Origin of the sequence: Allofournierella sp., from assembly GCF_048388525.1 — a bacterium.
GTDB lineage: Bacteria > Bacillota > Clostridia > Oscillospirales > Ruminococcaceae > BQOK01.
On record NZ_DBGCTQ010000123.1, the window covers coordinates 1 to 20,985 of the forward strand.

A 20,985-nucleotide genomic window follows, 5' to 3' on the forward strand; every position below is an offset into this window, starting at 1 on the left:
CAGCTTCGGCGAGGATTTTTTCGATGAGGATGAAGAATCATGAGCTTTTGGTCACTGCTGGGGATTGGGCCGACCACGGATAAAACGGCCATTCGCCATGCCTATGCGGAGAAAACCAAAACCTGCCACCCGGAGGAAGACCCGGAGGGGTTTGACGCGCTGCACAAGGCGTTTGACGCGGCGATGCAGTATGCGCGGCGCAACGCCGGCAGAGCGGCGGCGCTGAGAGAGGAGAAGGCCCCTGTGCGCGCCGCGGCCGGAACGCCCGCCGCCGGAGAGGGGCGGGCGGCTGCGGCGCAGCGCGCGCGCGAGGCGGCCCGCGCTGCCGAGCAGGAGGCGCTGGAGGAGTATCAGCAGGAGCAAAAACGCGCCCGCGGGGCCGAGCTGAGCCTTGGCCGGGGCGAGCAGGAGAGTGGCCAGCAGTTCGATTTTTCCGCAGCGCAGGCCGCCCCCGGCGGCGCAGAGCAGGCGGTGCCCCCCGGCACCCCGGCGGCACAGGAGCGGCGGGAAGAACCGGAACGGCCGCTGACCCCGGAGGAACAGGCCTGGCGCAACGAGCCGCCGCCGCTGGAGGAGCCCGGCGGCGCGCTGCCGGAAAACACGGTAGGGCAGCGGCAGCCTGACCCGGCGCGGGAAGGCCCGACCCGGCAGCGGGAAGAGGGGCAAACGCGGCACGGCTGGGGCTTCGGCCTGTGTGCGGCGCTGGGCGCTGCGGTGCTGCTTTTGACCCGCTCGGCGCCGGCGGCCCTGGCTGTGCTGGCGGCGGCGTGCGTGGCCGCGGCGCTGCTTTTCAAAAGGCGCTGAACCGGTATTTCACACATCTTTCAACATATCATCCCCCTTTCCCTTCATAGTAATGAAGCGGGAAGGGGGATTTTTATGCAAAAAACACCCCGCGCCGCACAGGACCGGGGCATGAAGGTGCGCACCCGCCTGGTGGCGGGATTTTTCGCACTGGTCTGCTTTGGGGTCCTGATTTTGCGGCTGTGGCAGCTGCAGGTCACGGAATACGATTTTTACGCGGGCAGGGCCAGCGGCCAGCAGCTGCGCGACAGTGTGGTGCCGGCCCCCCGGGGGGACATTCTGGACGCGGCGGGCGAAGCGCTGGCGGTATCGGCCACCTGCTGGACCATCCGGGCGCTGCCCCGGGAGATGGCGGACGAACATGTGGAACCGGCCAGCCGTGCGCTGGCCGAGATCCTGGAGCTGGACTATGAGGATGTGTTCGCAAAGCTGAACGACCGAAAAAGCAACGACAAGCTCATCCTGCGGCGCGCCCCCAAGGAAAAGGCGGATGCGGTGCGCCAGGCCTGCGTGGAGGGCGGCTGGCAGGGAATCGTGCTGCTGGAGGATACCAAGCGCTGGTACCCGCAGGGGGATTTTGCCGCTTCGCTTTTGGGGTTCACGAATGTGGACAACGACGGCCTGGCGGGAATCGAACTGAAATACAACAGCTTTTTAAAGGGCACGGACGGGCGGGTGCTGAGCGCGAAGAACGCCTGGGGCTACGATATGCCCACCGACTATGACACCTACATTGCGCCGGTGCAGGGCAACAGCTTGCAGCTCACCATTGAGTCCAGCGTGCAGCACTACCTGGAAAAATACCTGGACTATGCGGTGAAGGAGCACAACGTGGCGGCCCGGGCCATTGGGATTGTGATGGAGGTGGACACCGGCCGGATTCTGGCGATCGCAACAAAGCCGGACTACGACCCCAACGAGCCCCGGGTGATCGCGGACGCGAACGTGCGCGCCCAGGTGGACGCGCTGGAGGGTGAGGAGCGCAAGGCCGCTTTGCAGCTGGCCCAGCAGACCCAGTGGCGCAACAAGGCCGTGAGCGATCTGTACGAGCCGGGCTCGGTGTTCAAGCTGATTACCTGTTCGGCTGCGCTGGACGCGGGCGCGGTGACCCCTTCCAGCTCGTTCCACTGCGGCGGGGCTTACCTGGTGGCGGGCATCCCCTTTCACTGCGCGAACCACCGCAGCCACGGCAGCCAGACCGTGGCCCAGGCCCTTGCCAACAGCTGCAACCAGAGCTTTATCCAGATCGGGCAGCGGCTGGGCAAGGACGGCTTCTGCGACTACTTCGCGGCCTTTGGGCTGCAGGGCGCCACGGGCATCGACCTGCCCGCAGAACCCAAAAAGAGCGAGTTTTACACCGCGGACCGCATGGGCCCGGTGGAGCTGGCAAGCTGCGCTTTTGGCCAGTCCAGCAAGATCACCCCCATTCAGATGATCACCGCCGTGTCTGCCATTGTGAACGGGGGAAAGCTGATGCAGCCCTATATCGTGGAAAAGATCACCGACGCGGACGGCCGGGTGGTGAGCGAGATGGAGCCCACCGTGAAGCGGCAGGTCATCCGGCCCGAGACCAGCGCCACCATGTGCGAACTGATGGAGGGGGTGGTGAACGGCGGCAGCGGCAAGAACGCCTATGTGGCGGGCTACCGGGTGGGCGGCAAGACCGGCACCAGCCAAAAGCTGGACTCGGAGAACGCCGAGGCCCGCATTGCCAGCTTTGTGGGCATTGCCCCGGCCGACGACCCCAAGATCGCGGTGCTGATCGCGTTGGACGAACCCCACAGCTTTACCACCTCGGGCGGCGCGCTGGCCGCCCCGGTGGCGGCCCAGGTGATTGAGGACACGCTGCAATATTACGGCGTGCAGCGCCAGTATACCCCGGAGGAACAGCAGCGCCTGGAGGCGCAGGTGCCGGGCGAGGTGGGCCGCACGCTGGAGGCCGCCGCAGCCGAGCTGCAGGACAGCGGCTTTGCCGCCAAGGTGGTGGGCGGGGGCGGCCTGGTGGTGAGCCAGTACCCCGCCGAGGGAGAGAGCCTGACCCGCGGTTCCACCGTGCTGCTTTACAGCGAGGAGGGGCTGGAACAGGCCGTGACCACGGTGCCGGCGGCCACCGGCATGACACTGGCCGAGGCCACCAGCCTGCTGCATGCAGCGGGGCTGAATATCAAGGCCGAGGGCCCTGCCAATATGGAGGGGGCGGTGGCGGTGGCCCAGAGCAGCCCCGAGGGGGAGCGGCTGCCCCAGGGCGCGCTGGTAACGGTGACATTTTATGACTACACGGTGCCGGCGGACGAGGATGTGCTGATGATCCCGGATTAAGCGGCCCCCGCATTGCGCACACTGATAAGGATATGAGGGGAAAGGGGGAACGCCTGTGGCGTTCAGAAGAAAAAGGAAGGCGCACGTCCCGGCGGGCGGGCCGCGGGCGGCCGGAGGCGCGGCCGCCGCCCCCAAGGCGGCGGGAAGGCTGGCAAGGCTGCTGAGCGGCGATCAGCCCCCGCTGGACCTTCCGTTTTTGGTGCTGGTGCTGGCGCTGGTGGCCTTTGGCCTGGTGATGCTGTTCAGCGCAAGCTACGCAGTGGCCATGTACCGGCGGGGCAACGGCTATGCGTTTATCCGGCCCCAGCTGCTGTTTGCAGCCATTGGCATTGCGGCCATGTATGCTGCCAGCCGGGTGGATTATCACATCTATCATAAGCTGGCCTGGCCCATGCTGGGGGTCTCGGTGGTGCTGCTGGTGCTGGTGCTTTTTATGCCGGAATACAACGGCTGCAAGCGCTGGATCGTGCTGCCGGGCCTGGGCACCCTGCAGCCCAGCGAGATCGCAAAATTTTCGGTGATCCTGGTGTTCAGCCATATCATTTCGCTGAACCACCAGAAGATGAAAAAGTTCTCGGTGGGAGTAGTGCCCTTTGCGGTGATCCTGGGGGTGCTGGCGGTGCTGATGCTGCTGGAACCGCACCTTTCGGGCACGCTGCTGATCTTCGGCATTGGGGCGATCCTGATGTTTGTGGGGGGAACAGGCCTGCGCTGGTTCGGCATGGCGGCAGGGGGCGGCGTGGCCGCGGTGGCCGCGGCCCTGATCTTTCTGCCCGACCTTGTGCCCTACGCCGCGGACCGGCTGAACAGCTGGCTGGACCCCTTCGCGGACCCGCTGGGCGACGGACACCAGACCATTCAGAGCCTGTATGCCATTGGTTCAGGGGGAGCCACGGGGCTGGGCCTTGGCAACAGCCGCCAGAAATACCTGTACGTGCCGGAGCCGCAGAACGATTTTATCTTTTCCATCGTGTGCGAGGAGCTGGGGTTTGTGGGCGCGTGCCTGGTGATCCTTTTGTTCATGCTGCTGCTGCTGCGGGGGATTTCCATCGCGCTGAAGGCGCCGGATAAATTTGGCGCGCTGCTGACGGTGGGCTTTACGGTGCAGGTGGTGCTGCAGGCGGTGCTGAACATCGCGGTGGTGACCAACACCATCCCAAACACCGGCATCAGCCTGCCGTTCTTTTCGTCGGGCGGCACCAGCCTGATGATGCTGCTGGGAGAGATGGGGATCGTGCTTTCGGTGAGCCGGCAGGCGGTGCAGGAAAAATATTAGCGGGGCGCAGAAAAAGGCCGCCGAAAACGCCGCCCGGGGCATGGGGGCCAGCCGCTGCAGACGGCGGTTTTCAGCGATTTTATAGGGGAAAGCAATCAATTTTCACAAAAAACGCCTCTGAAACATACATTGGGCTATCTTCTCAATGTTTGTGTAGGGGGCGATTTTTGTGGGGGAGTATCTCCTGGTGCGGGGCGGGCGGCCCTTGGAGGGCACGGCGCGGGTGCCCGCGGCGAAAAACAGTGTACTTCCCTTGCTGGCGGCGGCGCTGCTGTGCGAGGGCGAAAGCTTTTTTACCCAGGTGCCCAGGCTTGCGGATGTGCAGCAGAGCCTGGTGATCCTGAGTGCGCTGGGATGCGAATACCAGTGGCGGGGCAGAGGGCTTGCGGTGCGCCGCTGCACCGAGGCGCCGGGCGTGCTGCCGGAAGGCCCGGCCCGAGCGATGCGAAGCTCGGTGTTCTATCTGGCGCCGGCCATTCACCGGTGCGGCAGGGTACGGATGCCCATGCCCGGCGGCTGCAAGCTGGGGCCGCGCCCCATCGACATCCACCTGGACGGGTTGGACAAAATGGGCGCACGGGTGGACTGGCGCGGGGAAACCCTGACCGTGAGTGCCCCCTGGGGCCTCACCGGCGCAGATTATACCCTGCGCCTGCCCAGCGTGGGCGCCACCGAAACCCTGCTGATGGCGGCGGTGCTGGCGAAGGGGGAGACCGTGCTGCGGGGCGCCGCCATGGAGCCGGAGGTCGTGGACCTGGCGGCGTTTTTGCAGAGGTGCGGCGCGCGCATCGAGGGGGCGGGCAGCCCCATGATCCGGGTACAGGGGGTGAGGGAGCTGCGGGGGGCGGTGCACACGCCCATTCCAGACCGGATTGTGGCGGCCACGCTGGCGGCCGCCGCGGCCAGCGCGGGCGGCTGGGTGCGCATTCAGAACTGCCAGCTTGAGGCGCTTGCCCCCACGCTGGAAATTCTGCGCCGCGCGGGCTGCCGGGTGGAGCCCGCGGCGAACGCGGTGACGGTGCGGCGGGTCGGCTGGCTGCGCGGGGTGGGCCGGGTGTACACCGGGGTGTACCCCGCCTTTTCCACCGACGCGGCGCCGGTGGTGGCGGCGGCGCTGCTTACCGCGGTGGGCCGCAGCGCGGTGGAGGACACGGTGTTTGAGAACCGGTTTGCCTGCGCCGAGGGGTTCAACGCGCTGGGGGCAAAAACCGCCCGCGCGGGCCGCGCGCTGGAGATCGAGGGGGTGCGCGCGCTGGGCCCGGCACGGGTGGAGGCAAAGGATCTGCGGGGCGGAGCCGCGCTTGTGGTGGCGGCTTTGGCCGCCCAGGGCGAAACAAAGGTCTACGGGGTGGAACACATCCGCAGGGGATACGGTGACCTGGCGGGGACACTGGCAAACCTGGGGGCGCAGGTGCGCCTGTGCCAGGAATAGGGTTGAGGGGCGGCGGCCCGGCGATGAGCCGGGCCGCCGCCTTGCGGAGGAGGGCGTTCTTGCCGCCGGGAAAAACTGTGGTATACTTATCTGAAAGGGCCCAACACCGTGCCTGCGAAGAAGGCGAGGGGCCGGAGAGGGGGCAGAGGATGCGGATATTGATCAGCGCGTGCCTTTTGGGAAAAAATTGCAGGTACAACGGGACAAACAGCGCCTCGCCCCGGGTAAGGGCGTTTGTGGAAGGGCACGAAACGGTGGAGATATGCCCCGAGCTTTTGGCCGGTATGCCCACCCCACGGCCCTGCGCCGAGCTGGCGGCGGGGGTGGTGGTGGACGAGCAGGGCCGCAATGTGGATGAGGAATACCGGCGGGGGGCCCGGCTTGCCCTGGAGCAGGCAAAGAAAATGGGGATCGATCTGGCGGTGCTGCAGCCCCGCAGCCCGACCTGCGGCGTGAACCAGGTGTATGACGGCAGTTTTACAGGCCGCCTGGTAAAGGGGCGGGGCGTTTTTGCCCAGGCGCTGCTGGATGCAGGATACACGGTGCTGGATGCGGAGGAGCTGCCCTGACCGGGGTGGTTTTGCCGCCCGGACAAGGCCAAAGAGGGCACATGAAAGGTGACAAAAAGACCGCAAAAAACTGAAAAATGTATGGCTTGCGCCCCTTGAATTTGTGGTCCCAGTCTGTTATTCTAATAATAGCTTTATTTATATATAGTGGCAGACCTATGCCCTGAACACAAAACCAAGGATATAAAACACGTAGGGGGAAGTTTTAAGATGGCTTTCATTCTCGATGAAGAGATGCAGAATATTACGAATATTAAGGTGATCGGCGTGGGCGGCGGCGGCGGGAATGCGGTGAACCGCATGGTTGCGGCCGGGCTTCAGGGTGTGGAGTTTGTTGCCATGAATACCGACCAGCAGGCCCTGCTGAACAGCCGCGCCACCCAAAAGGTGCAGCTGGGCGCCAAGCTTACCAAGGGCCGTGGCGCGGGGGCGGATCCCGAGATCGGCCAGCGCGCCGCAGAGGAGAGCAAGGACGAGATCGCCAGCGCCCTGAAAGGGGCGCAGATGGCGTTTATCACCGCCGGTATGGGCGGCGGCACCGGCACCGGCGCCGCCCCGGTGGTGGCCGAGGTCGCCCACGACCTGGGCATTCTGACCGTGGGCATTGTGACCAAGCCCTTTGCCTTCGAGGGCCGCCGCAAGATGAATCTGGCGGAGCAGGGCATCGCGGCCCTGCTGATGCATGTGGACAGCCTGATCGTGATCCCCAACGAGCGGCTGAAGCTCATCAGCCAGGAAAAGATCACCCTGATGAACGCGTTCGAGGCGGCGGACAATGTGCTGCGCCAGGGCGTGGAGAGCATTTCCAGCCTGATTAATATCCCCGCCTTCATCAACCTGGATTTTGCCGACGTGCGCAGCATCATGAAGGACGCCGGCTACGCCCATATGGGTGTGGGCAGCGCCAAGGGTGCGGGCAAGGCGGAGAACGCGGCAAAGGCCGCCATTTCCAGCCCGCTGCTGGAAACCTCGATCGCAGGGGCAAGGGGCGTGATTATCAACATCACCTCCTCGCCGGACATCGGCCTGGAAGAGGTGGAGCAGGCGTCCAGCCTGATCACCCAGTCGGCCCACCCGGATGCGAACATCATCTGGGGTACCGCGTTCGACGAGAATTTGTCGGACGAGATGCATGTGACTGTGGTGGCCACCGGCTTTGAGAACGCCCCGAACGGGGCTTCGGCCGCACCGGCGGCAGGCGCAGGCGTGCCCGTGCAGCCGCACACCATCCCCACCCCGGTGTTCAGCAGCGACGCAGCCGCCCCCGGGGTATCTGCCGCGCCTGCACCGGCCCCGCTGGACGATGAGGACGACGACAAGGATTATTTTGACCAGATCATGGGTCTGCTGAACAAGCGCGGCAAGTAAGGGCAGCCGCTTGAACCCATTATGGAAAGGAGGCCGCGCGCATGCCGGAGGGCAAGCCGGGGGAGTTCAAAACCTCGCTCATGGGCTTTAAAAAGGCGGACGTGCTGGCCTATGTGGACGAGCTGGCCGCCAAGTCGCTGGCCGAGCAGCAGGAACACGAGCAAAAGGCCGCCCAGCTGCAAAAAGAGCTGGACGGGCTGAGGGCAGACAACGATCTGCTGATGGAAAAAACCCGCGAGGTGTGCGACAAGCTCACCGGGGAGGAAAAGCGGGCCGTTGACGCCGAAACGCGCGCCAGGGCCCTGGCCGAACAGCTTCTGCATTTGGAGGAAACGGCCAATACATACAAAAACCGCCTGTTCACCAAGGAACAGGAAGCGGTGGTGCTGAAAAGCGACAACCAGCGCCTGACCGAGCTGCTTGCCACCCGCCAGCAGGAGATCGAGGCGGCCCGCACCCAGGCGCAGCAGGCCGAACAGGCAAGAGCGCAGGAGCGGCAACAGGCCGCCCAGCGACAGGAGGAGCTGGAACGCGAGCGGGCCGAGCAGGCCGGCAGGCTGGAAGAAGAGCGGGCCAGGTACGCGCGGCAGCTGGAGAGCGAGCAGCAGGCTGCGCAGCGCGAAGTGGAGCTGGGCAAGGCCCACCTGGCTGAGCAGGCGCGCAGGGAAAAGCAGGAGCTGCAGCAGGGCGCGCAGCAGATCGCGGACTCGGTGCTGCTGCTGCGCAGCCAGTTGGACGAGGTGGACCGGAAGATCGCCCAGGCCGCCCAGCAGCTGCAAAATGCCACCAGGGGAATCTATGCCGCGCTGGGAGAAACCGAGGGAAGCCTGGAGCAGCTGGGCGCGCAGGTGGAACAGTTTCCCCGGTGCGAAGCGCCCAAAAAGGAAACCCCGACGCAGGAGCCGGAGCGGCGGCGCGCCGCTTCGGGCGCACACCGCCCGGCCCGCCGCCGCACGTTGAGCGACGGCCTGCTGGAGCTGCTGGACCGGGTGCTGAAAGAAAAAAGCGAAGATTCAAGGTGAAAGAGCAAGGGGGGAAGCCCCCCTTGCTCTTTTGACAAAAGGTGGGAAAGAGGATGAAAGAGAAGCTCCGGTGGTGGGGCGGGCCCTTTGCCGATGCGCTGAAAAGGGCCTGGGAAAATTGCGGCAGATTTGAAAAACTGCTGGCAGGGGCGGCGGCAGGGTTCTGCGCCGTTTGCATTTCGGGCCTGTTGGTGGCCTATGGCGGAACGGTGCTGATGATTTGGCTGGCCTTATTGGTTCAGGCAGGTTTGGTTTGCCTGATCGCTAAAGCAGAAAAAGTTGCTTTTCCCCAACAGGAAAAGGAGAAATCTCTTTATCGCGCGTTTGCAGCGGCGGCGGTTGTGGGATTGATCCTTTTTGCCGCGCTGATTTATTGGCGTGAAATCGTGTATTACTACGACTATATCAACTACTATAAAAAGCAAATCACCATGGCGGCAACGTTTTCCAACAACGGCTTTTATGCGATGCGCGTTTTGGCGGAAAGCCTGCTGATGGGCGACTACAAGATGTTCATGAACATGTTTATCGCGGTGCCGTTTGTATTTACGACCCGCACGGTGAACGCGTTCATGATGAGCTACTTTTTCACCTGCATTCTGCCGATTTATTATGTGTGGCTTTTGGTGGCGAAAAAGCTGGGCAAGCTGTGCGGGGTGTGCCATTGGAAGCTCTATTATGGGGTGTGTGGGCTGCTTTTAGCCGCGTGGCCATTTTTAATGCATCCCCTGACCCATGGGATGCCGGACGCCTTTGGGCTTGTGTTTGTGGGGCTTATTTTGCTTGTTACGGTGGGGTATCGCTTTGAAAGCGTGGAACCGCTGCGGCTGATCTGCATTTTTATCGCCACGTTCTGCCTTATCCTTACCCGCCGGTGGTATATGTATTTCGTGGTTGCTTATTATTGCTGCTATGCGCTGATGGCGCTTATCCTGGCCGGAAAGGATTTTTGGCGCGTTTTTAAAAACATTGCTGTTTTTGGCATTTGTTCCGCGGTGGGCATTCTGGCGCCGCTGTGCCTGACATTCAAAAATATTTTTTCCTATGATTACGCCGACCGCTACGGCGCGTTTTACGGCGGGGGTTTTTGGGAAAACGTTCACAGCCAGATCGGCTATCTTGGCTGGGCGTTCCTCCTTTTGATTGCAGCGGGAGTGGTTTACTGCCTGGTCAAAAAAGAGCTGCGGGCGATGGCGCTGGTCATGTGCGGGGCGTGGCTGGGCGGGATGCTGCTGTTTACCCGAATTCAGTCGTTGGGGTACCACCAAAGCCTGATTTTGATCCCGACATACCTGTTTTTCCTGTTTGGGAGCTTTGCTCTTGCAGGCGCCATGCACAAAAAAGCGATGGCAAGGCTGTGTTCCGGTGCGTGCGGGGTGGTATTGGCCGCAAACTTTGCCGCCGCGCTTCCCGCCGGGGGGGCGGTGACCATGGGCGGGCTGATGGGGAATGTGGCGCTTGACACCACGCGAAGGACCGATTTGGCACAGATTGACCAAATGGTAGACTGGATTTTGGAGAACTGCGCCCCCGGGGAAACGGCATACATCAATGCCGGAGGAGAATATGCGGCGCAGGTGTTTTCGGCAAGCCGTGAGCCTGACGATCTGGAAGGGACCATTGTGTATGAGCTGAGCGTACCTTCCACACACGGCCTGCCCACCCCAATTTGCGATGCAAAGCTGTTTTTTGTGCCGGATAAACCGGGGGCGACAGAGTTGATACAACGCGTGAATGAGGCGATGAAGAAGGAGAACCCTTTATCGCAACATTATCGCAAAATAAAGGAATTCCCGTTCCCGACGGGGGTGACATTTACTGCGTATGAACGCATCCAGCCGGCCGATGAGGAGGAGCTTGCTTTTCTGCTGAGCCTTTTTGAGGATTATGATGAGCGGTGGCCGGATTTGTTCAGCCAAACCGCCCAAGGGTATGCAATGGAGCATGGAATCCCCTGGCAATGAGCGTTTGAAGAAGAGCATTTGAGAAAAAGCAGGGACAAAAAGCACACTGGCAACAGTTTGAACACAATAAAAAACGGGTCTGTATGAAAGCTGGCTTTCATACAGACCCGTTTGGTTTTTTTACCGGTGCAGGCCGGTGCCCTTTTCCATCAGATAGGTGGCGGTCAGGTCGGCCAGATGCAGCTTTACCGCCAGGGGATAGGCGTCGTAGGCTTCGCTGATGGCGCGGCAGCCGCCGCGGGCAGCGTCGTCGAAGCCGCCCATGTGCCAGCGGATGGCCACGGCCTCGGCGGGCTTGAGGCGAAGAAAGCGCTCGATCAGGTAGACGCTTTTTTCACCGTGGCCGTAGGGGAACTGGTCCTCCACATTGAACACGGCGACCTTTTCCCACTGGCCGGTGGCCTCGTTTTTCACATTGCGGGTGCCGGGCTTGTAGTAGTTTGCCTTGCACAGATCGTGCAGCAGCCCGCAGACAGCCATGCTTTCGGGGCTGTCGCCCTCTTCGAAATAGCGGTCCATCAGGGCGTGGTACACGTTCAGGCTGTGCATCACAAGGCCGCTCTCGCAGGCGCCGTGAAAGCGTGTGGAGGCAGGCGCGCGGAAAAAATCGGTGGTGCCCAGCCACTCCAGCAGCTTGTCGGCCCCGGGGCGGGTGACCTCGCGGGCCCAGATCTCACAAAATTCTTCCCGGTAGTCCATCACAGCTCCAAATCGTCCAGGATGCCCTTTAAAATGGCCATCTCGTCGTGCGTGAGGCTGATGCCCTTGCCCATTTTGGAGCCGTCCGGCGACCAGTCGCGGATATCATATTTTGGCTCGCGCTCGTTCCAGCTGACCATATTCAGCTGGCGCTCCCAGCCGTTGGCGCTTTGGCTCAGCACCGCGATCCGTTCAGTGACTTCGTACTTGAATTCTGCCATGGCAGTGTCCCTCTCTTCCATACTACAAAACTTGGGCGCCGCGCCCTGCAAGGGGAACGCCGTCGGTTTCTATTTTAATGGAACGAAAGAGAGATTGCAAGCCATAACGCAAAACTTGCACAAATTCGGGCTTAGCCCTGGGGGAACATCTCCTTGCTGATGAGCTTGTGATCGACGGTGCGGTCGTTCTCGACCCAGCCCTCGGGGGTAGGGACGGCTTCGTCCTGGGTATAGAACAGATCGCCTTTCAGCGTGCCGTTCATGCGGGCGTCGTCGGCACGGCCATTGGGGGCGATGCGCCCGGCAGGCCGGTGGCCTTTTTGTTTGTAAGCGCTTTTCTGCCGGGGTTCGTGCGGTTCGGGCACCGGGCCGGGCAGCGCGCCCAGCTCGTGGTGCACAAAATCGTGCAGGCTACTCATAAAAAACACCTCCAAGGGTAAGTTGCACGGTTTGGGCGCAAATATGCGTGCAATCTGCCGAAATACTGGAAATGGGGGGACGCAAACGCGCGGGTATGGTATAATAACCGCAAAACGGTTATTATAGCCTATTTAAAGGGCGTTCGCCTCGCCGCCGGGGGCGGCAACCGGCGAAGTCGCCAATTATACCATGCGCGCTGCGCGCTTATGGTATAATAACCGCAAAAACAGTTTGTCAGGGGCTGCCGGCCACGGACATTCGCCTGGCCGCTTTGTGTTCAGGGGATCGCCACGGCGGGGCAAAACCAAAGAATGGGTACCCATTCTTTTTCCAAAAGGGACTCCTTTTGGAAAAAAGCTTTATGAGGGGGAGCGCAATGGAGCTGCGGACACTGCGGTATCTGGTGGAGATCGCGGAGGAAAAAAGCATCAACCGGGCGGCGGAAAAGCTGTATGTGTCGCAGCCTACCCTGAGCCGGGCGATCCAGGCCCTGGAACGGGAGCTGGGCTTTGCGGTGCTGGAGCGCACCAACCACGGGGTGAGCCTGACCACGCTGGGCGAGCGGTTTTACTACTATGCCAAGTCGGTGGTGGGGCAGCTGGAAGCCATTGAAAAGCTGCGGGCGGACCGCCAGGAGGACACGCGCAGCCGGCTTTCGGTGTCGGTGGCAAAGCTGATCCTGAAGGACGACATGATGCTGCAGTACCGCACGGCCCTGAGCGCCGCCCACGCGGAGCTGATCCTGCTGGAAACCACCCAGGAGGAGGCCGTTCTGAATGTGGCCAGCCTGCGCAGCGAGATCGGGGTGATCACCGCCAATTCCCTGCAGCTTCAGGCGATCCGGCGGCTTTTGGAGATCAAGGAGCTGGAGCTGGAGCTGCTTGCCGAGTGCCCGCTGTGCGTGCACCTTTCGGCCGACCACCCGCTGGCCGCCCAAAAGGAGATCGCCCCCCGGGACATGCTGGACTGTGTGTACATGCACCTGCCCTACGATTATTTTGCCAACCTGAATTATATGAACCAGATGGACGGAGTACAGCTGAGCGACTTCAAGCGCACCATCACCATCAACAACTACCACGCTATGATCAATATGCTCAAGCACACCGACGCGTTTATCTTCGGTAACCGGTGGCAGGCGGACGAGCTGCGGAAGGGCAGTGTGGCGACCCTGCCGCTGGAAGGGGTGGACATTGCGGTGTCGCTGTTCTGGGTCAAACGGAAAAAGGAGCTTTTGTCGGCCGAGGCGCTGTGCTTTTTGGACTTGCTGCGAAAAAACTACGGATTTATGTGATATCGGTTATGCGGAATATGTATAACTGAGCTATGAAAACCAGGCATTCGCTTTTTTGGCCGGGGGGACATATAATAGAACCAACGAATAACGCGGCGAACGCCGCTGAAAAAGGGAGTTCTATAAAGATGAGAAAAGCGAAATTTTTGCTGACCCTGGCCATGGCAGCCGCCGTAACCTCCACCGCCGCGATGTCGTTTGCAAAGTGGGATGTTACTACTGCGACGGCTACAGGTACTGTGACGATGGCAAAACCCGTCACGATCAGCGCTGAAGGTGGAGCTACTTATAGTACATCTACGCGCACTGAGTTGGGTGACACGGCTCCTACCTATACGAGTGAGGGAATAACGGTCAAAGCTGATTTGGCTGGAATGCCAGACGGCAAAACAGCGAATTTGACGTTAGCGCCAGAGGTCAAAAAAGCAGACGGTACTTCGGTAACCAGTGATTTTACTATTGTAGTGAAAGAGGGTTCGAATCCTGTTGCCGATAATACGGATAAGAACGTTGAGGCAACCAATACATATACGGTTGAGTTGACACCGACCGAAGCAGCGATGGAAGATGCTGGTAAAGGCTATCTGAAAGATGGCACTACTGCGTTGACCGTTGAAGTGACCGCTACGTTGACTGCGGTTGCTTCTGCTTCCTGACAGATAAAAATGGCTTAAAACCAGAGTTTAGAATGGATACAAAAAGTACCATCCCTGCGGATGGTACTTTTTGCTGACTTTCCCTGAAACACACACCAGCGGGGGTGCGGTATGGCAAAAAAAGCGGTAAAGATCGCGCTGAACAGCCTGTTCGGGCTGTTTGTTTGCCTTGCCCTTGGCTATTCGGTGTGCATGAGGGTGTGGCCGGAGGAGACCACGGCGGTGGTGGGGTACCGCTTTTACACGGTGGTGACCGGCAGCATGGAGCCCACCATCCCCACCACATCGGTGGTGCTGACCCGCTGTTTAAGAGAGGGGGAGACCCCACAGCCCGGGCAAATCCTTACGTTCCGGGCCGACCGGCTGGGTGAGGAGATCGTGCTGACCCACTATTTGCGGGAGGTAAAGCCGGACGAAACCGGCCGGGTGCGGTTTTATACCCAGGGCGAAAACGCTGACCGGTACGACGATTACGCCACCTACCGGGAGGACCTGATCGGCACGTATGTGCTGCACATCCCGTATCTCGGCAAGATACAGGCCTTTTTAATCAGCTCGAACGCGCTTTCGATGTTCGTGATCGTGGGGCTGATTTTGGCAGTGTATAAGCTGATGCTGAAAAACATGGATCTGACCGAGCAGCTGCAGGCCGCGCAGTTGCGGCCCGGCGTTGCCGGGCCTGCAACGCCGGGAACGGGGCCTGAGCCCAGGGGAAAAAGGCGGGAGCGCAGGCACGCCAGGCCTAAAAGGAAAAAGGGACCCGCCGTGCAGGAGGCCAGCCGCAGCGTGCGGCTGCACGGCGCCGCGCTGGAGCGCGTTACCCCCGGCACCGTGCGCTTTTCCGGCGAGGTGGAAAACACGGGCGACGCGCCGCTGGAAGCGCTTTTGCTGGAGGTGCGCCTGCTGGACGGACGCGGCCGGCAGGTGGGCACGGGCGAGGTGCTGCTGGCGGGCGGCGCGCTGGAACCCGCCGGGCGCCGGGCATTTTGCGCCGAGTGGAAGGCCGACCCGCTGGCGGCCAGCTACGCGGTGAAGGTGCGCCGCGAGCCGCAGCCGGCGGCGGAGTGCGCCGCGGTGGGGTAAAGGGCGGCCGGGCACCGGGCAAAAAACAGAGGCAGACAAAAAGGGCGCTTCCGTGTGGAAGCGCCCTTTTTGCGGGAAAACGACCGGACCGTAAGCCGGGTTCTGTATTAAACGGCAATCTATCTTGGCCCTGCGTTGCCGCAGGGCTCATGCCACCTCCGGGGCGCGCGGGGCGCGCTGTATGCCCCATACGGGTGTTGCTTCTGGTAGGGTTTACATAGCCGCAAAGTCGCCAGTGCGCTGGTGAGCTCTTACCTCGCCTTTCCATCCTTGCCGCAAGCTGCGGCGGTCTATTTCTGTTGCACTATCCCTGGGGTCGCCCCCGGCTGCCGTTAGCAGTTACCATTCCCCTGTGAAGCCCGGACTTTCCTCAGGGCGGACGCACTGCCGCCCCGCTGCCGTATGTTCCACTCGTTTTCCGTTTGCCATTGTATCACATCCGGCCCTCCGCACGCAAGCAAAAACCTGTTTTTTGTGCCGGGTGCGGGCCAAAACCCCAATTTTTTCTTGCAATAGGGGGACGCAGGTTTTATAATATGCACTGTAGGCAACTAAAGTGCCACAGTGGAAAGTATAGGGAAGAAATAAGTGAAGGGAGCAACGACTATGTTCAAGAACGAGTATCTGAGCCGGGTCTATGCCCAGGCAGAGCGGCGGGACCCCGAGCAGCCGGAGTTTTTGCAGGCGGTGCGCGAGGTGCTGGAAAGCTTGCAGCCCCTGGTGGAAAAGCACCCGGAGTACGAGAAAAACGGCGTGTTGGAGCGCCTGGTGGAGCCGGAGCGGTTTATCCAGTTCCGGGTGTCGTGGGTGGACGACGCGGGCAGGGTGCAGGTGAACCGTGGCTACCGGGTGCAGTATAACAGCGCCATCGGCCCCTACAAGGGCGGCCTGCGGCTGCACCCCAGCGTGAATGCGTCGGTCATTAAGTTTTTAGGCTTTGAACAGACCTTTAAGAACAGCCTGACCGGCCTGCCCATGGGCGGCGGCAAGGGCGGCTCGGACTTTGACCCCAAGGGCAAGAGCGACGCGGAGATCATGCGCTTTTGCCAGAGCTTTATGACCGAGCTGGAAAAGCACATCGGCCAGTTCACGGATGTGCCCGCCGGCGATATTGGGGTAGGCGCGCGGGAGATCGGGTATATGTACGGCCAGTACAAACGGCTGCGCAACGAGGTGACCGGCGTGCTGACCGGCAAGGGCCTGCAGTGGGGGGGCAGCCTGGTGCGCAAGGAGGCCACCGGCTACGGCCTGTGCTACTTTGCGCAGGAGGCCATGGCCTGCATGAAGGACGACGGCTTTGCGGGCAAGACGGTGGTGGTTTCCGGCAGCGGGAACGTGGCCATTTACGCCTGCGAAAAGGCGGCGCAGCTGGGCGCCAAGGTGGTGGCTATGAGCGATTCCTCGGGGTATGTGCACGATGCCGCCGGCATTGACCTGGCCCTGATGAAGGAGATCAAGGAGGTGCGCCGCGCCCGCATCAGCGAATATGCGGCGGCCCGCCCGGGCGCGAAGTTCACCCCGGGCTGCGGCGGCATCTGGACCATTGCCTGCGATATTGCGCTGCCCTGCGCCACCCAGAACGAGCTGGACGCAGAGGCGGCAAAAACCCTGGTGGAGAACGGCTGCAAGGTGGTGTGCGAGGGCGCAAACATGCCCTGCACCCCCGAAGCCATTGAGGCGCTTTTGGCCGGCGGCGTGCTGTACGGCCCCGCAAAGGCGGCCAATGCGGGCGGTGTGGCGACCTCGGGCCTGGAAATGAGCCAGAACAGCCTGCGCCTTGCCTGGAGCTTTGAAGAGGTGGACGAGCGGCTCAAGGGCATCATGAAGGGGATTTTCCATGCCTCGTACGACGCCTCGGTGGAGTGCGGTATGGCCGGGAACCTGATGGTGGGCGCCAATGTGGCCGGCTTCATCAAGGTGGCCGACAGCATGATCGCCCAGGGCGTGGCCTACTAAGCGAAGCTTTGCCGCAAAGCCTCCCCCGCCGGGGGAGGCTTTTTGCGTGCCGGCCGGGGTTTGACAGGCGTGATATAATAACCAAAAAGCGGCGGGTGCGCGTTTGCCGGTTCGGCCGCCTGCCCCGCGGGGGGCGGTGCAAAGCTGCCCTGAAAGGAAACAGAAATTTTGGAAACAGTAAAAAAGACAGGCCCCTTTACCATTGGGGCACGGGCGCTGTTTACGCTGTGCCTTCTTTGCAGCGTGTGGTTCATTTTTCAGAACTCGCTGGAGATCGCACAGGTTTCGGGCGCGCGCAGCGAACAGGTGCGCGAGGTGCTCAACAAGGCGGCGGGCCTGGTGGGGCTGGGGCCCTTCAGCCTGCACACCGTGCGCAAGCTGGCTCACTTTGCCGAATTTGCGCTGGTGGGCTTTTGGTTTATGCTGTGCCTGCGGGTTTACACCCGCCATTTTGTGAAGCACGTGAGCTGGCCGCTGTTTGTGGGGCTGCTGGTGGCGGTGCTGGACGAAACCGTGCAGCTGTATGTGCCGGGGCGGTCTTCCAGCGTGAGGGATGTGCTGATCGATTTTGGGGGCGTGGTGTGCGGGCTGTTTGCGGCGCTGCTGATCCTGATGTTCTGCCGCATGTGTTATATCCTTTTTGTTCACAGAAACGAGGTGTAAAAGGACATGCAAACTGCCCTGGAATGGCTACAGGCCCTGCCGCGCCTTGCGGGAGAGCCGGGCCTGGATCGGATGCGCGCGCTGCTGGCGGCCCTTGGCGAGCCGCAGAAAAGCTGCAAGTATGTGCAGATCGCAGGTACGAACGGCAAAGGAACGGTGGCGGCGCTTACCGCGAACATTTTGTGCAGGGCCGGGTACAAGACCGGGCTTACCGTGTCGCCCTATGTGCTGGAATTCCGCGAGCGCTTTCAGATCGACGGCGAGATGATTCCGCAGGAAACGCTGGAACAGCTTGCAGGCGAGGTGCGGGCGGCCGCTGCCCGCTGCCCCGAGCCGCCGGTGCAATTTGAGGCGGTGACAGCGGTGGCGCTGCTTTGGTTCAGCCGGGAGCAATGCGAGCTGGCGGTGCTGGAAACCGGGCTGGGCGGCCGGTTCGACGCCACCAACGCGGTGGAATATACACTGGTGGCAGCCATTACCCGGATCGACCTGGACCACACCGAGCTGCTGGGCGATACCGTTGCCCGGATCGCGGCCGAAAAGGCGGGGATTATTAAGCCCGGGTGCACGGTGGTGACCTACCCGGTGCAGGAAAAAGAGGCGCTGCAGGTGATCGCGGCCGAGTGCATCAAGAAAAAGGCGGACCTGATCGCGCCGGCCCCGGAGGACTTTACATTTTTAAAAAGCGGCAGCTTTGAAAACCGCTTTGACTACGGCGGGTACCAGGTGAGCCTGCCGCTGCCCGGCGCGCATCAGGCCTGCAATGCGGCGATGGCGGTGGAGATTGCGCTGGCACTTTGGCGGCAGGGATACGCCATTTCGGACGAGGCGATCCTGGCGGGGCTGGAAAGCGCAAAATTCCCCGCCCGGATCGAAGTGCTGCGGCGGGCCCCATTGGTGGTGCTGGACGGCTGCCACAACCCCTCGGGCGCGGCGGTACTGGCCGCCACCCTGAAAGCGAACCACAACATGAAGCCGGTGCTGGTGCTGGGCATGATGGCGGACAAGGCGGTGGACGCCTTTTTGCGGGCACTGCTGCCGGCGTGCAGCGCCGTTTACACGGTGAGTGCGCCCGGCCCCCGCGCAATGAGCGCAGAGGAGCTGGCACAGCGGGCACAGGCGCTGCTGCCCCCCGGAAAGGTGAGCGCCCGGGCAAACCTGGAAGAGGCGCTGGATCTGGCGCTGGCCCAGCCCCAGGGCGCGGTGGTGTGCGGCTCGCTGTACCTTGCGGGCGAGGCGCGCCCGGCGCTGCTGGCCCGGCTGTAAAAGACGCAGAAGGGGCTGCCTTGATTCTGCAAAATATGCAAGGGAAAACCCGTATACTTGGTAAATGCCAGGAATACGGGTTTTTTATTTTACATATATTCAGGGAACAGGAGGAACAGAACCAAATGGCAAAAGTGACCTTTACCAGCGCGGGGGACATGCTTTGCGCTTACCTTGTGGGCGAGATCGATCACCATTCGGCAACCCTGCTGCGGGATGAGATCGACAATGCGATCATGCAGCATGGCCCTGCCACCACCGTGCTTGATTTTGGAGGCGTGAGTTTTATGGATTCCAGCGGGGTGGGGCTGATCCTGGGGCGCGCAAAGCAGATGACGGCGCTGGAAGGGCGGCTGATGGTGCAGCACGCGCCCGAGCAGCTGAAAAAGCTGCTGGACATTGCAGGGGTCAAATACGTGTGAGGAAAGGATGGTTTTCATGAAAGCAAAAAATATGGTCAAGCTGAGCTTTTATTCCCGCAGTGTGAACGAGGGGTTTGCCCGGGGGGCGCTGGCCGCCTTTTTGGCCCAGGCCGACCCGACGGTGCCGGAGTTGGCGGATGTGAAGACCGCCGTGAGCGAGGCGGTGACCAACTGCATTGTGCACGCCTATCCGCAGGGGGTGGGGCTTGTGCATTTGTCGGTAGCGCTGTACGACGAAGGCCTTGTGCGCATCACGGTGGCGGACAAGGGCGTGGGTATTCCCGATGTGGAAAAGGCCATGCAGCCCATGTTCACCACCGGCAACCCGGAAGAGCGGGCGGGCCTGGGTTTTGCGGTGATGCAGAGCTTTATGGATAAGGTGCGGGTCACTTCGGCCCCGGGAAAAGGGACCCGCGTGGTGATGAGCAAGCGCCTTGCGAGCCGGGGGTAAACCCTCTTCTTACATATATAAAGAGAGGGGGAGTTCGCGTGCCGACCAAATTGGGCCCGCGGGAAGAATTTATACAAAACAATCTGGGGCTGGTGCACGCCTGCGCGGGGCGGTTCCGGGGCAGAGGCATTGAGTACGACGACCTGTATTCCGCCGGATGCATGGGCCTGGTGAAGGCCTACGACGGGTTTGACGAGGAGCGGGGGGTACAGTTTTCCACCTATGCGGTACCAGTGATTCTGGGCGAGATCAAAAAGCTGTTCCGGGACGGGGGCACGGTAAAGGTGAGCCGCTCGGTAAAGGAGCTGGGCCTGAAGGTGGGAGCGGCGCGGGAGCGTTTGCTGAAAGCCACAGGGGCCGAACCCACCGTGGGACAGCTGGCCCAGTTGCTGGGGGAGCGGCCGGAACAGGTGGCGCTGGCGATTCAGGCCAGCCAGCCGGCGCTGTCGCTCACGCCGGTGAGCGAAGATGACGGGGGGCGGGAGCTGGACATCCCGGTGGAATCGCCCGAGGAGGAACTGGCCGACCGCATCAGCCTGCAGGAGGTGCTGGCGGGGCTGCCGCCCGAGGATCGGACCCTGATCTTTTTGCGCTTTTTCTCGGGCAAGACCCAGAGCGAAACCGCGAAGGTGCTGGGGACCACCCAGGTGCAGATCTCGCGCAGGGAGCGCAAAATATTAAAACATATGCGGGGGCAGCTGCTGACGGAATAAATTTTTGGGAGAACGCCAAAATACAAATTGTAATGCCGGTTTGCACTGCCGGAACAGCACACTACAGCTCGTATAAGCGCCCCGGACGATTGGTCTGGAATTTCCACAAAAAGGCTGCGCACAAATGGGCAAATTACCAAAAGACCGACTTTGGGGCGAAAAAAGGGTAAAACGTGTTGACTTTTGCGGGCAGGGTATGGTATTATAACTGAGCCGCCAAAAGCGGCGGCCCGCAGCAAGGGCTTGCGTAAAAATCTCAAAAAAATCACTTGACAAAGGGAAGATGGCGAGATATAATAAACAAGCTGCCCCGGAGCGGGGCATGCGGCAGGACCTTGAAAACTGAACAATATCGAAGCTTGAAAGGAACCCTTTTTGGAGCTGATG

At 61.6% G+C, this 20,985-nt stretch carries 21 protein-coding genes and 1 other RNA gene; 17 read left to right on the forward strand and 5 right to left on the reverse strand.

Annotated features, from left to right (window positions below):
• Positions 1-39: 39 nt before the first annotated feature.
• The 8 genes from ACMLHZ_RS15115 to ACMLHZ_RS15150 all read left to right on the forward strand — a co-directional run bounded on the left by ACMLHZ_RS15115 (position 40) and on the right by ACMLHZ_RS15150 (position 10,754).
• Positions 40-804, forward strand: a complete 765-nt coding sequence (locus tag ACMLHZ_RS15115) for a hypothetical protein (protein ID WP_418668498.1) — start codon at positions 40-42, stop codon at positions 802-804.
• Between the two features lie 75 nt (positions 805-879).
• On the forward strand, positions 880-3,123 hold the full coding sequence (locus tag ACMLHZ_RS15120) for a penicillin-binding transpeptidase domain-containing protein (RefSeq protein WP_418668499.1): 2,244 nt from the start codon (positions 880-882) through the stop codon (positions 3,121-3,123).
• 181 nt (positions 3,124-3,304) lie between these two features.
• Entirely contained in the window at positions 3,305-4,399 is a 1,095-nt protein-coding gene (ftsW, locus tag ACMLHZ_RS15125) for a putative lipid II flippase FtsW (RefSeq protein WP_418668515.1), read from the forward strand.
• Between the two features lie 169 nt (positions 4,400-4,568).
• A complete protein-coding gene (gene murA / locus ACMLHZ_RS15130) occupies positions 4,569-5,831 on the forward strand; it encodes a UDP-N-acetylglucosamine 1-carboxyvinyltransferase (RefSeq protein ID WP_418668500.1) in 1,263 nt (420 codons plus the stop codon).
• Between the two features lie 149 nt (positions 5,832-5,980).
• The gene (locus tag ACMLHZ_RS15135) at positions 5,981-6,400 is read left to right on the forward strand and encodes a DUF523 domain-containing protein (RefSeq protein WP_418668501.1); all 420 of its coding nucleotides are present in this window, start codon (positions 5,981-5,983) and stop codon (positions 6,398-6,400) included.
• A gap of 210 nt (positions 6,401-6,610) precedes the next feature.
• On the forward strand, positions 6,611-7,768 hold the full coding sequence (ftsZ, locus tag ACMLHZ_RS15140) for a cell division protein FtsZ (RefSeq protein ID WP_418668502.1): 1,158 nt from the start codon (positions 6,611-6,613) through the stop codon (positions 7,766-7,768).
• A 41-nt stretch (positions 7,769-7,809) separates the two neighbouring features.
• Positions 7,810-8,790 (forward strand): hypothetical protein, encoded by a 981-nt coding sequence (locus ACMLHZ_RS15145; RefSeq protein ID WP_418668503.1) that lies wholly within the window; start codon positions 7,810-7,812, stop codon positions 8,788-8,790.
• Between the two features lie 53 nt (positions 8,791-8,843).
• Complete coding sequence (locus ACMLHZ_RS15150; protein WP_418668504.1) at positions 8,844-10,754, forward strand: hypothetical protein; 1,911 nt, start codon at positions 8,844-8,846, stop codon at positions 10,752-10,754.
• A gap of 120 nt (positions 10,755-10,874) precedes the next feature.
• Here ACMLHZ_RS15150 and ACMLHZ_RS15155 read toward each other — a convergent pair whose 3' ends face one another.
• From ACMLHZ_RS15155 to ACMLHZ_RS15165, 3 genes are all read right to left on the reverse strand, one after another.
• Positions 10,875-11,453 carry a hydrolase gene (locus ACMLHZ_RS15155; protein ID WP_418668505.1) on the reverse strand — a complete coding sequence of 193 codons (579 nt, stop codon included), beginning with the start codon at positions 11,451-11,453 and terminating at the stop codon, positions 10,875-10,877.
• Complete coding sequence (locus tag ACMLHZ_RS15160; RefSeq protein ID WP_177562124.1) at positions 11,453-11,674, reverse strand: YdbC family protein; 222 nt, start codon at positions 11,672-11,674, stop codon at positions 11,453-11,455. The genes ACMLHZ_RS15155 and ACMLHZ_RS15160 overlap by 1 nt, the downstream gene beginning before the upstream one ends.
• Positions 11,675-11,805: 131 nt before the next feature.
• Positions 11,806-12,093: a hypothetical protein gene (locus ACMLHZ_RS15165; RefSeq protein WP_418668506.1), complete on the reverse strand. Its 288-nt coding sequence runs from the start codon at positions 12,091-12,093 to the stop codon at positions 11,806-11,808.
• 377 nt (positions 12,094-12,470) lie between these two features.
• Here ACMLHZ_RS15165 and ACMLHZ_RS15170 point away from each other — a divergent pair, with 377 nt between their 5' ends.
• The 3 genes from ACMLHZ_RS15170 (at position 12,471) to ACMLHZ_RS15180 (ending at position 15,127) form a co-directional block, all read left to right on the forward strand.
• Positions 12,471-13,388, forward strand: a complete 918-nt coding sequence (locus ACMLHZ_RS15170) for a LysR family transcriptional regulator (protein WP_418668507.1) — start codon at positions 12,471-12,473, stop codon at positions 13,386-13,388.
• 128 nt (positions 13,389-13,516) lie between these two features.
• Positions 13,517-14,044: a hypothetical protein gene (locus ACMLHZ_RS15175; RefSeq protein ID WP_418668508.1), complete on the forward strand. Its 528-nt coding sequence runs from the start codon at positions 13,517-13,519 to the stop codon at positions 14,042-14,044.
• Between the two features lie 111 nt (positions 14,045-14,155).
• Complete coding sequence (locus tag ACMLHZ_RS15180; RefSeq protein WP_418668509.1) at positions 14,156-15,127, forward strand: signal peptidase I; 972 nt, start codon at positions 14,156-14,158, stop codon at positions 15,125-15,127.
• Between the two features lie 76 nt (positions 15,128-15,203).
• On the opposite strand, the gene rnpB is transcribed toward ACMLHZ_RS15180, so the two are convergent.
• An RNA gene (rnpB, locus tag ACMLHZ_RS15185) (RNase P RNA component class A) lies at positions 15,204-15,541 on the reverse strand.
• A 192-nt stretch (positions 15,542-15,733) separates the two neighbouring features.
• On the opposite strand from rnpB, the gene gdhA reads away from it, so the two are divergent.
• The 6 genes from gdhA to ACMLHZ_RS15215 all read left to right on the forward strand — a co-directional run bounded on the left by gdhA (position 15,734) and on the right by ACMLHZ_RS15215 (position 20,598).
• Positions 15,734-17,083 carry an NADP-specific glutamate dehydrogenase gene (gene gdhA / locus ACMLHZ_RS15190; RefSeq protein WP_418668510.1) on the forward strand — a complete coding sequence of 450 codons (1,350 nt, stop codon included), beginning with the start codon at positions 15,734-15,736 and terminating at the stop codon, positions 17,081-17,083.
• Between the two features lie 168 nt (positions 17,084-17,251).
• Positions 17,252-17,746, forward strand: a complete 495-nt coding sequence (locus ACMLHZ_RS15195) for a VanZ family protein (protein ID WP_418668511.1) — start codon at positions 17,252-17,254, stop codon at positions 17,744-17,746.
• Between the two features lie 6 nt (positions 17,747-17,752).
• Positions 17,753-19,012, forward strand: coding sequence for a bifunctional folylpolyglutamate synthase/dihydrofolate synthase (locus ACMLHZ_RS15200; RefSeq protein ID WP_418668512.1), 1,260 nt, complete (start codon positions 17,753-17,755; stop codon positions 19,010-19,012).
• A 125-nt stretch (positions 19,013-19,137) separates the two neighbouring features.
• Positions 19,138-19,434: an STAS domain-containing protein gene (locus ACMLHZ_RS15205; RefSeq protein ID WP_177562138.1), complete on the forward strand. Its 297-nt coding sequence runs from the start codon at positions 19,138-19,140 to the stop codon at positions 19,432-19,434.
• Positions 19,435-19,450: 16 nt separating this feature from the next.
• Entirely contained in the window at positions 19,451-19,885 is a 435-nt protein-coding gene (gene spoIIAB / locus ACMLHZ_RS15210) for an anti-sigma F factor (RefSeq protein ID WP_177562140.1), read from the forward strand.
• Positions 19,886-19,923: 38 nt separating this feature from the next.
• On the forward strand, positions 19,924-20,598 hold the full coding sequence (locus ACMLHZ_RS15215; protein ID WP_418668513.1) for a sigma-70 family RNA polymerase sigma factor: 675 nt from the start codon (positions 19,924-19,926) through the stop codon (positions 20,596-20,598).
• Here ACMLHZ_RS15215 and ACMLHZ_RS15220 read toward each other — a convergent pair.
• The coding region (locus ACMLHZ_RS15220) for a hypothetical protein (RefSeq protein WP_418668514.1) at positions 20,563-20,985 on the reverse strand (423 nt) is incomplete at its 5' end. The genes ACMLHZ_RS15215 and ACMLHZ_RS15220 overlap by 36 nt on opposite strands.

Excerpts from the sequence above, each read along its gene's own strand:
- ACMLHZ_RS15115 (WP_418668498.1), top strand. The coding sequence starts at position 40 with ATGAGCTTTTGGTCACTGCTGGGGATTGGGCCGACCACGGATAAAACG.
- ACMLHZ_RS15120 (WP_418668499.1), top strand. The coding sequence starts at position 880 with ATGCAAAAAACACCCCGCGCCGCACAGGACCGGGGCATGAAGGTGCGC.
- ACMLHZ_RS15135 (WP_418668501.1), top strand. The coding sequence starts at position 5,981 with ATGCGGATATTGATCAGCGCGTGCCTTTTGGGAAAAAATTGCAGGTAC.
- ftsZ (WP_418668502.1), top strand. The coding sequence starts at position 6,611 with ATGGCTTTCATTCTCGATGAAGAGATGCAGAATATTACGAATATTAAG.
- ACMLHZ_RS15145 (WP_418668503.1), top strand. The coding sequence starts at position 7,810 with ATGCCGGAGGGCAAGCCGGGGGAGTTCAAAACCTCGCTCATGGGCTTT.
- ACMLHZ_RS15150 (WP_418668504.1), top strand. The coding sequence starts at position 8,844 with ATGAAAGAGAAGCTCCGGTGGTGGGGCGGGCCCTTTGCCGATGCGCTG.
- ACMLHZ_RS15155 (WP_418668505.1), bottom strand. The coding sequence starts at position 11,453 with ATGGACTACCGGGAAGAATTTTGTGAGATCTGGGCCCGCGAGGTCACC.
- ACMLHZ_RS15160 (WP_177562124.1), bottom strand. The coding sequence starts at position 11,674 with ATGGCAGAATTCAAGTACGAAGTCACTGAACGGATCGCGGTGCTGAGC.
- ACMLHZ_RS15165 (WP_418668506.1), bottom strand. The coding sequence starts at position 12,093 with ATGAGTAGCCTGCACGATTTTGTGCACCACGAGCTGGGCGCGCTGCCC.
- ACMLHZ_RS15170 (WP_418668507.1), top strand. The coding sequence starts at position 12,471 with ATGGAGCTGCGGACACTGCGGTATCTGGTGGAGATCGCGGAGGAAAAA.
- ACMLHZ_RS15175 (WP_418668508.1), top strand. The coding sequence starts at position 13,517 with ATGAGAAAAGCGAAATTTTTGCTGACCCTGGCCATGGCAGCCGCCGTA.
- ACMLHZ_RS15180 (WP_418668509.1), top strand. The coding sequence starts at position 14,156 with ATGGCAAAAAAAGCGGTAAAGATCGCGCTGAACAGCCTGTTCGGGCTG.
- gdhA (WP_418668510.1), top strand. The coding sequence starts at position 15,734 with ATGTTCAAGAACGAGTATCTGAGCCGGGTCTATGCCCAGGCAGAGCGG.
- ACMLHZ_RS15200 (WP_418668512.1), top strand. The coding sequence starts at position 17,753 with ATGCAAACTGCCCTGGAATGGCTACAGGCCCTGCCGCGCCTTGCGGGA.
- ACMLHZ_RS15205 (WP_177562138.1), top strand. The coding sequence starts at position 19,138 with ATGGCAAAAGTGACCTTTACCAGCGCGGGGGACATGCTTTGCGCTTAC.
- spoIIAB (WP_177562140.1), top strand. The coding sequence starts at position 19,451 with ATGAAAGCAAAAAATATGGTCAAGCTGAGCTTTTATTCCCGCAGTGTG.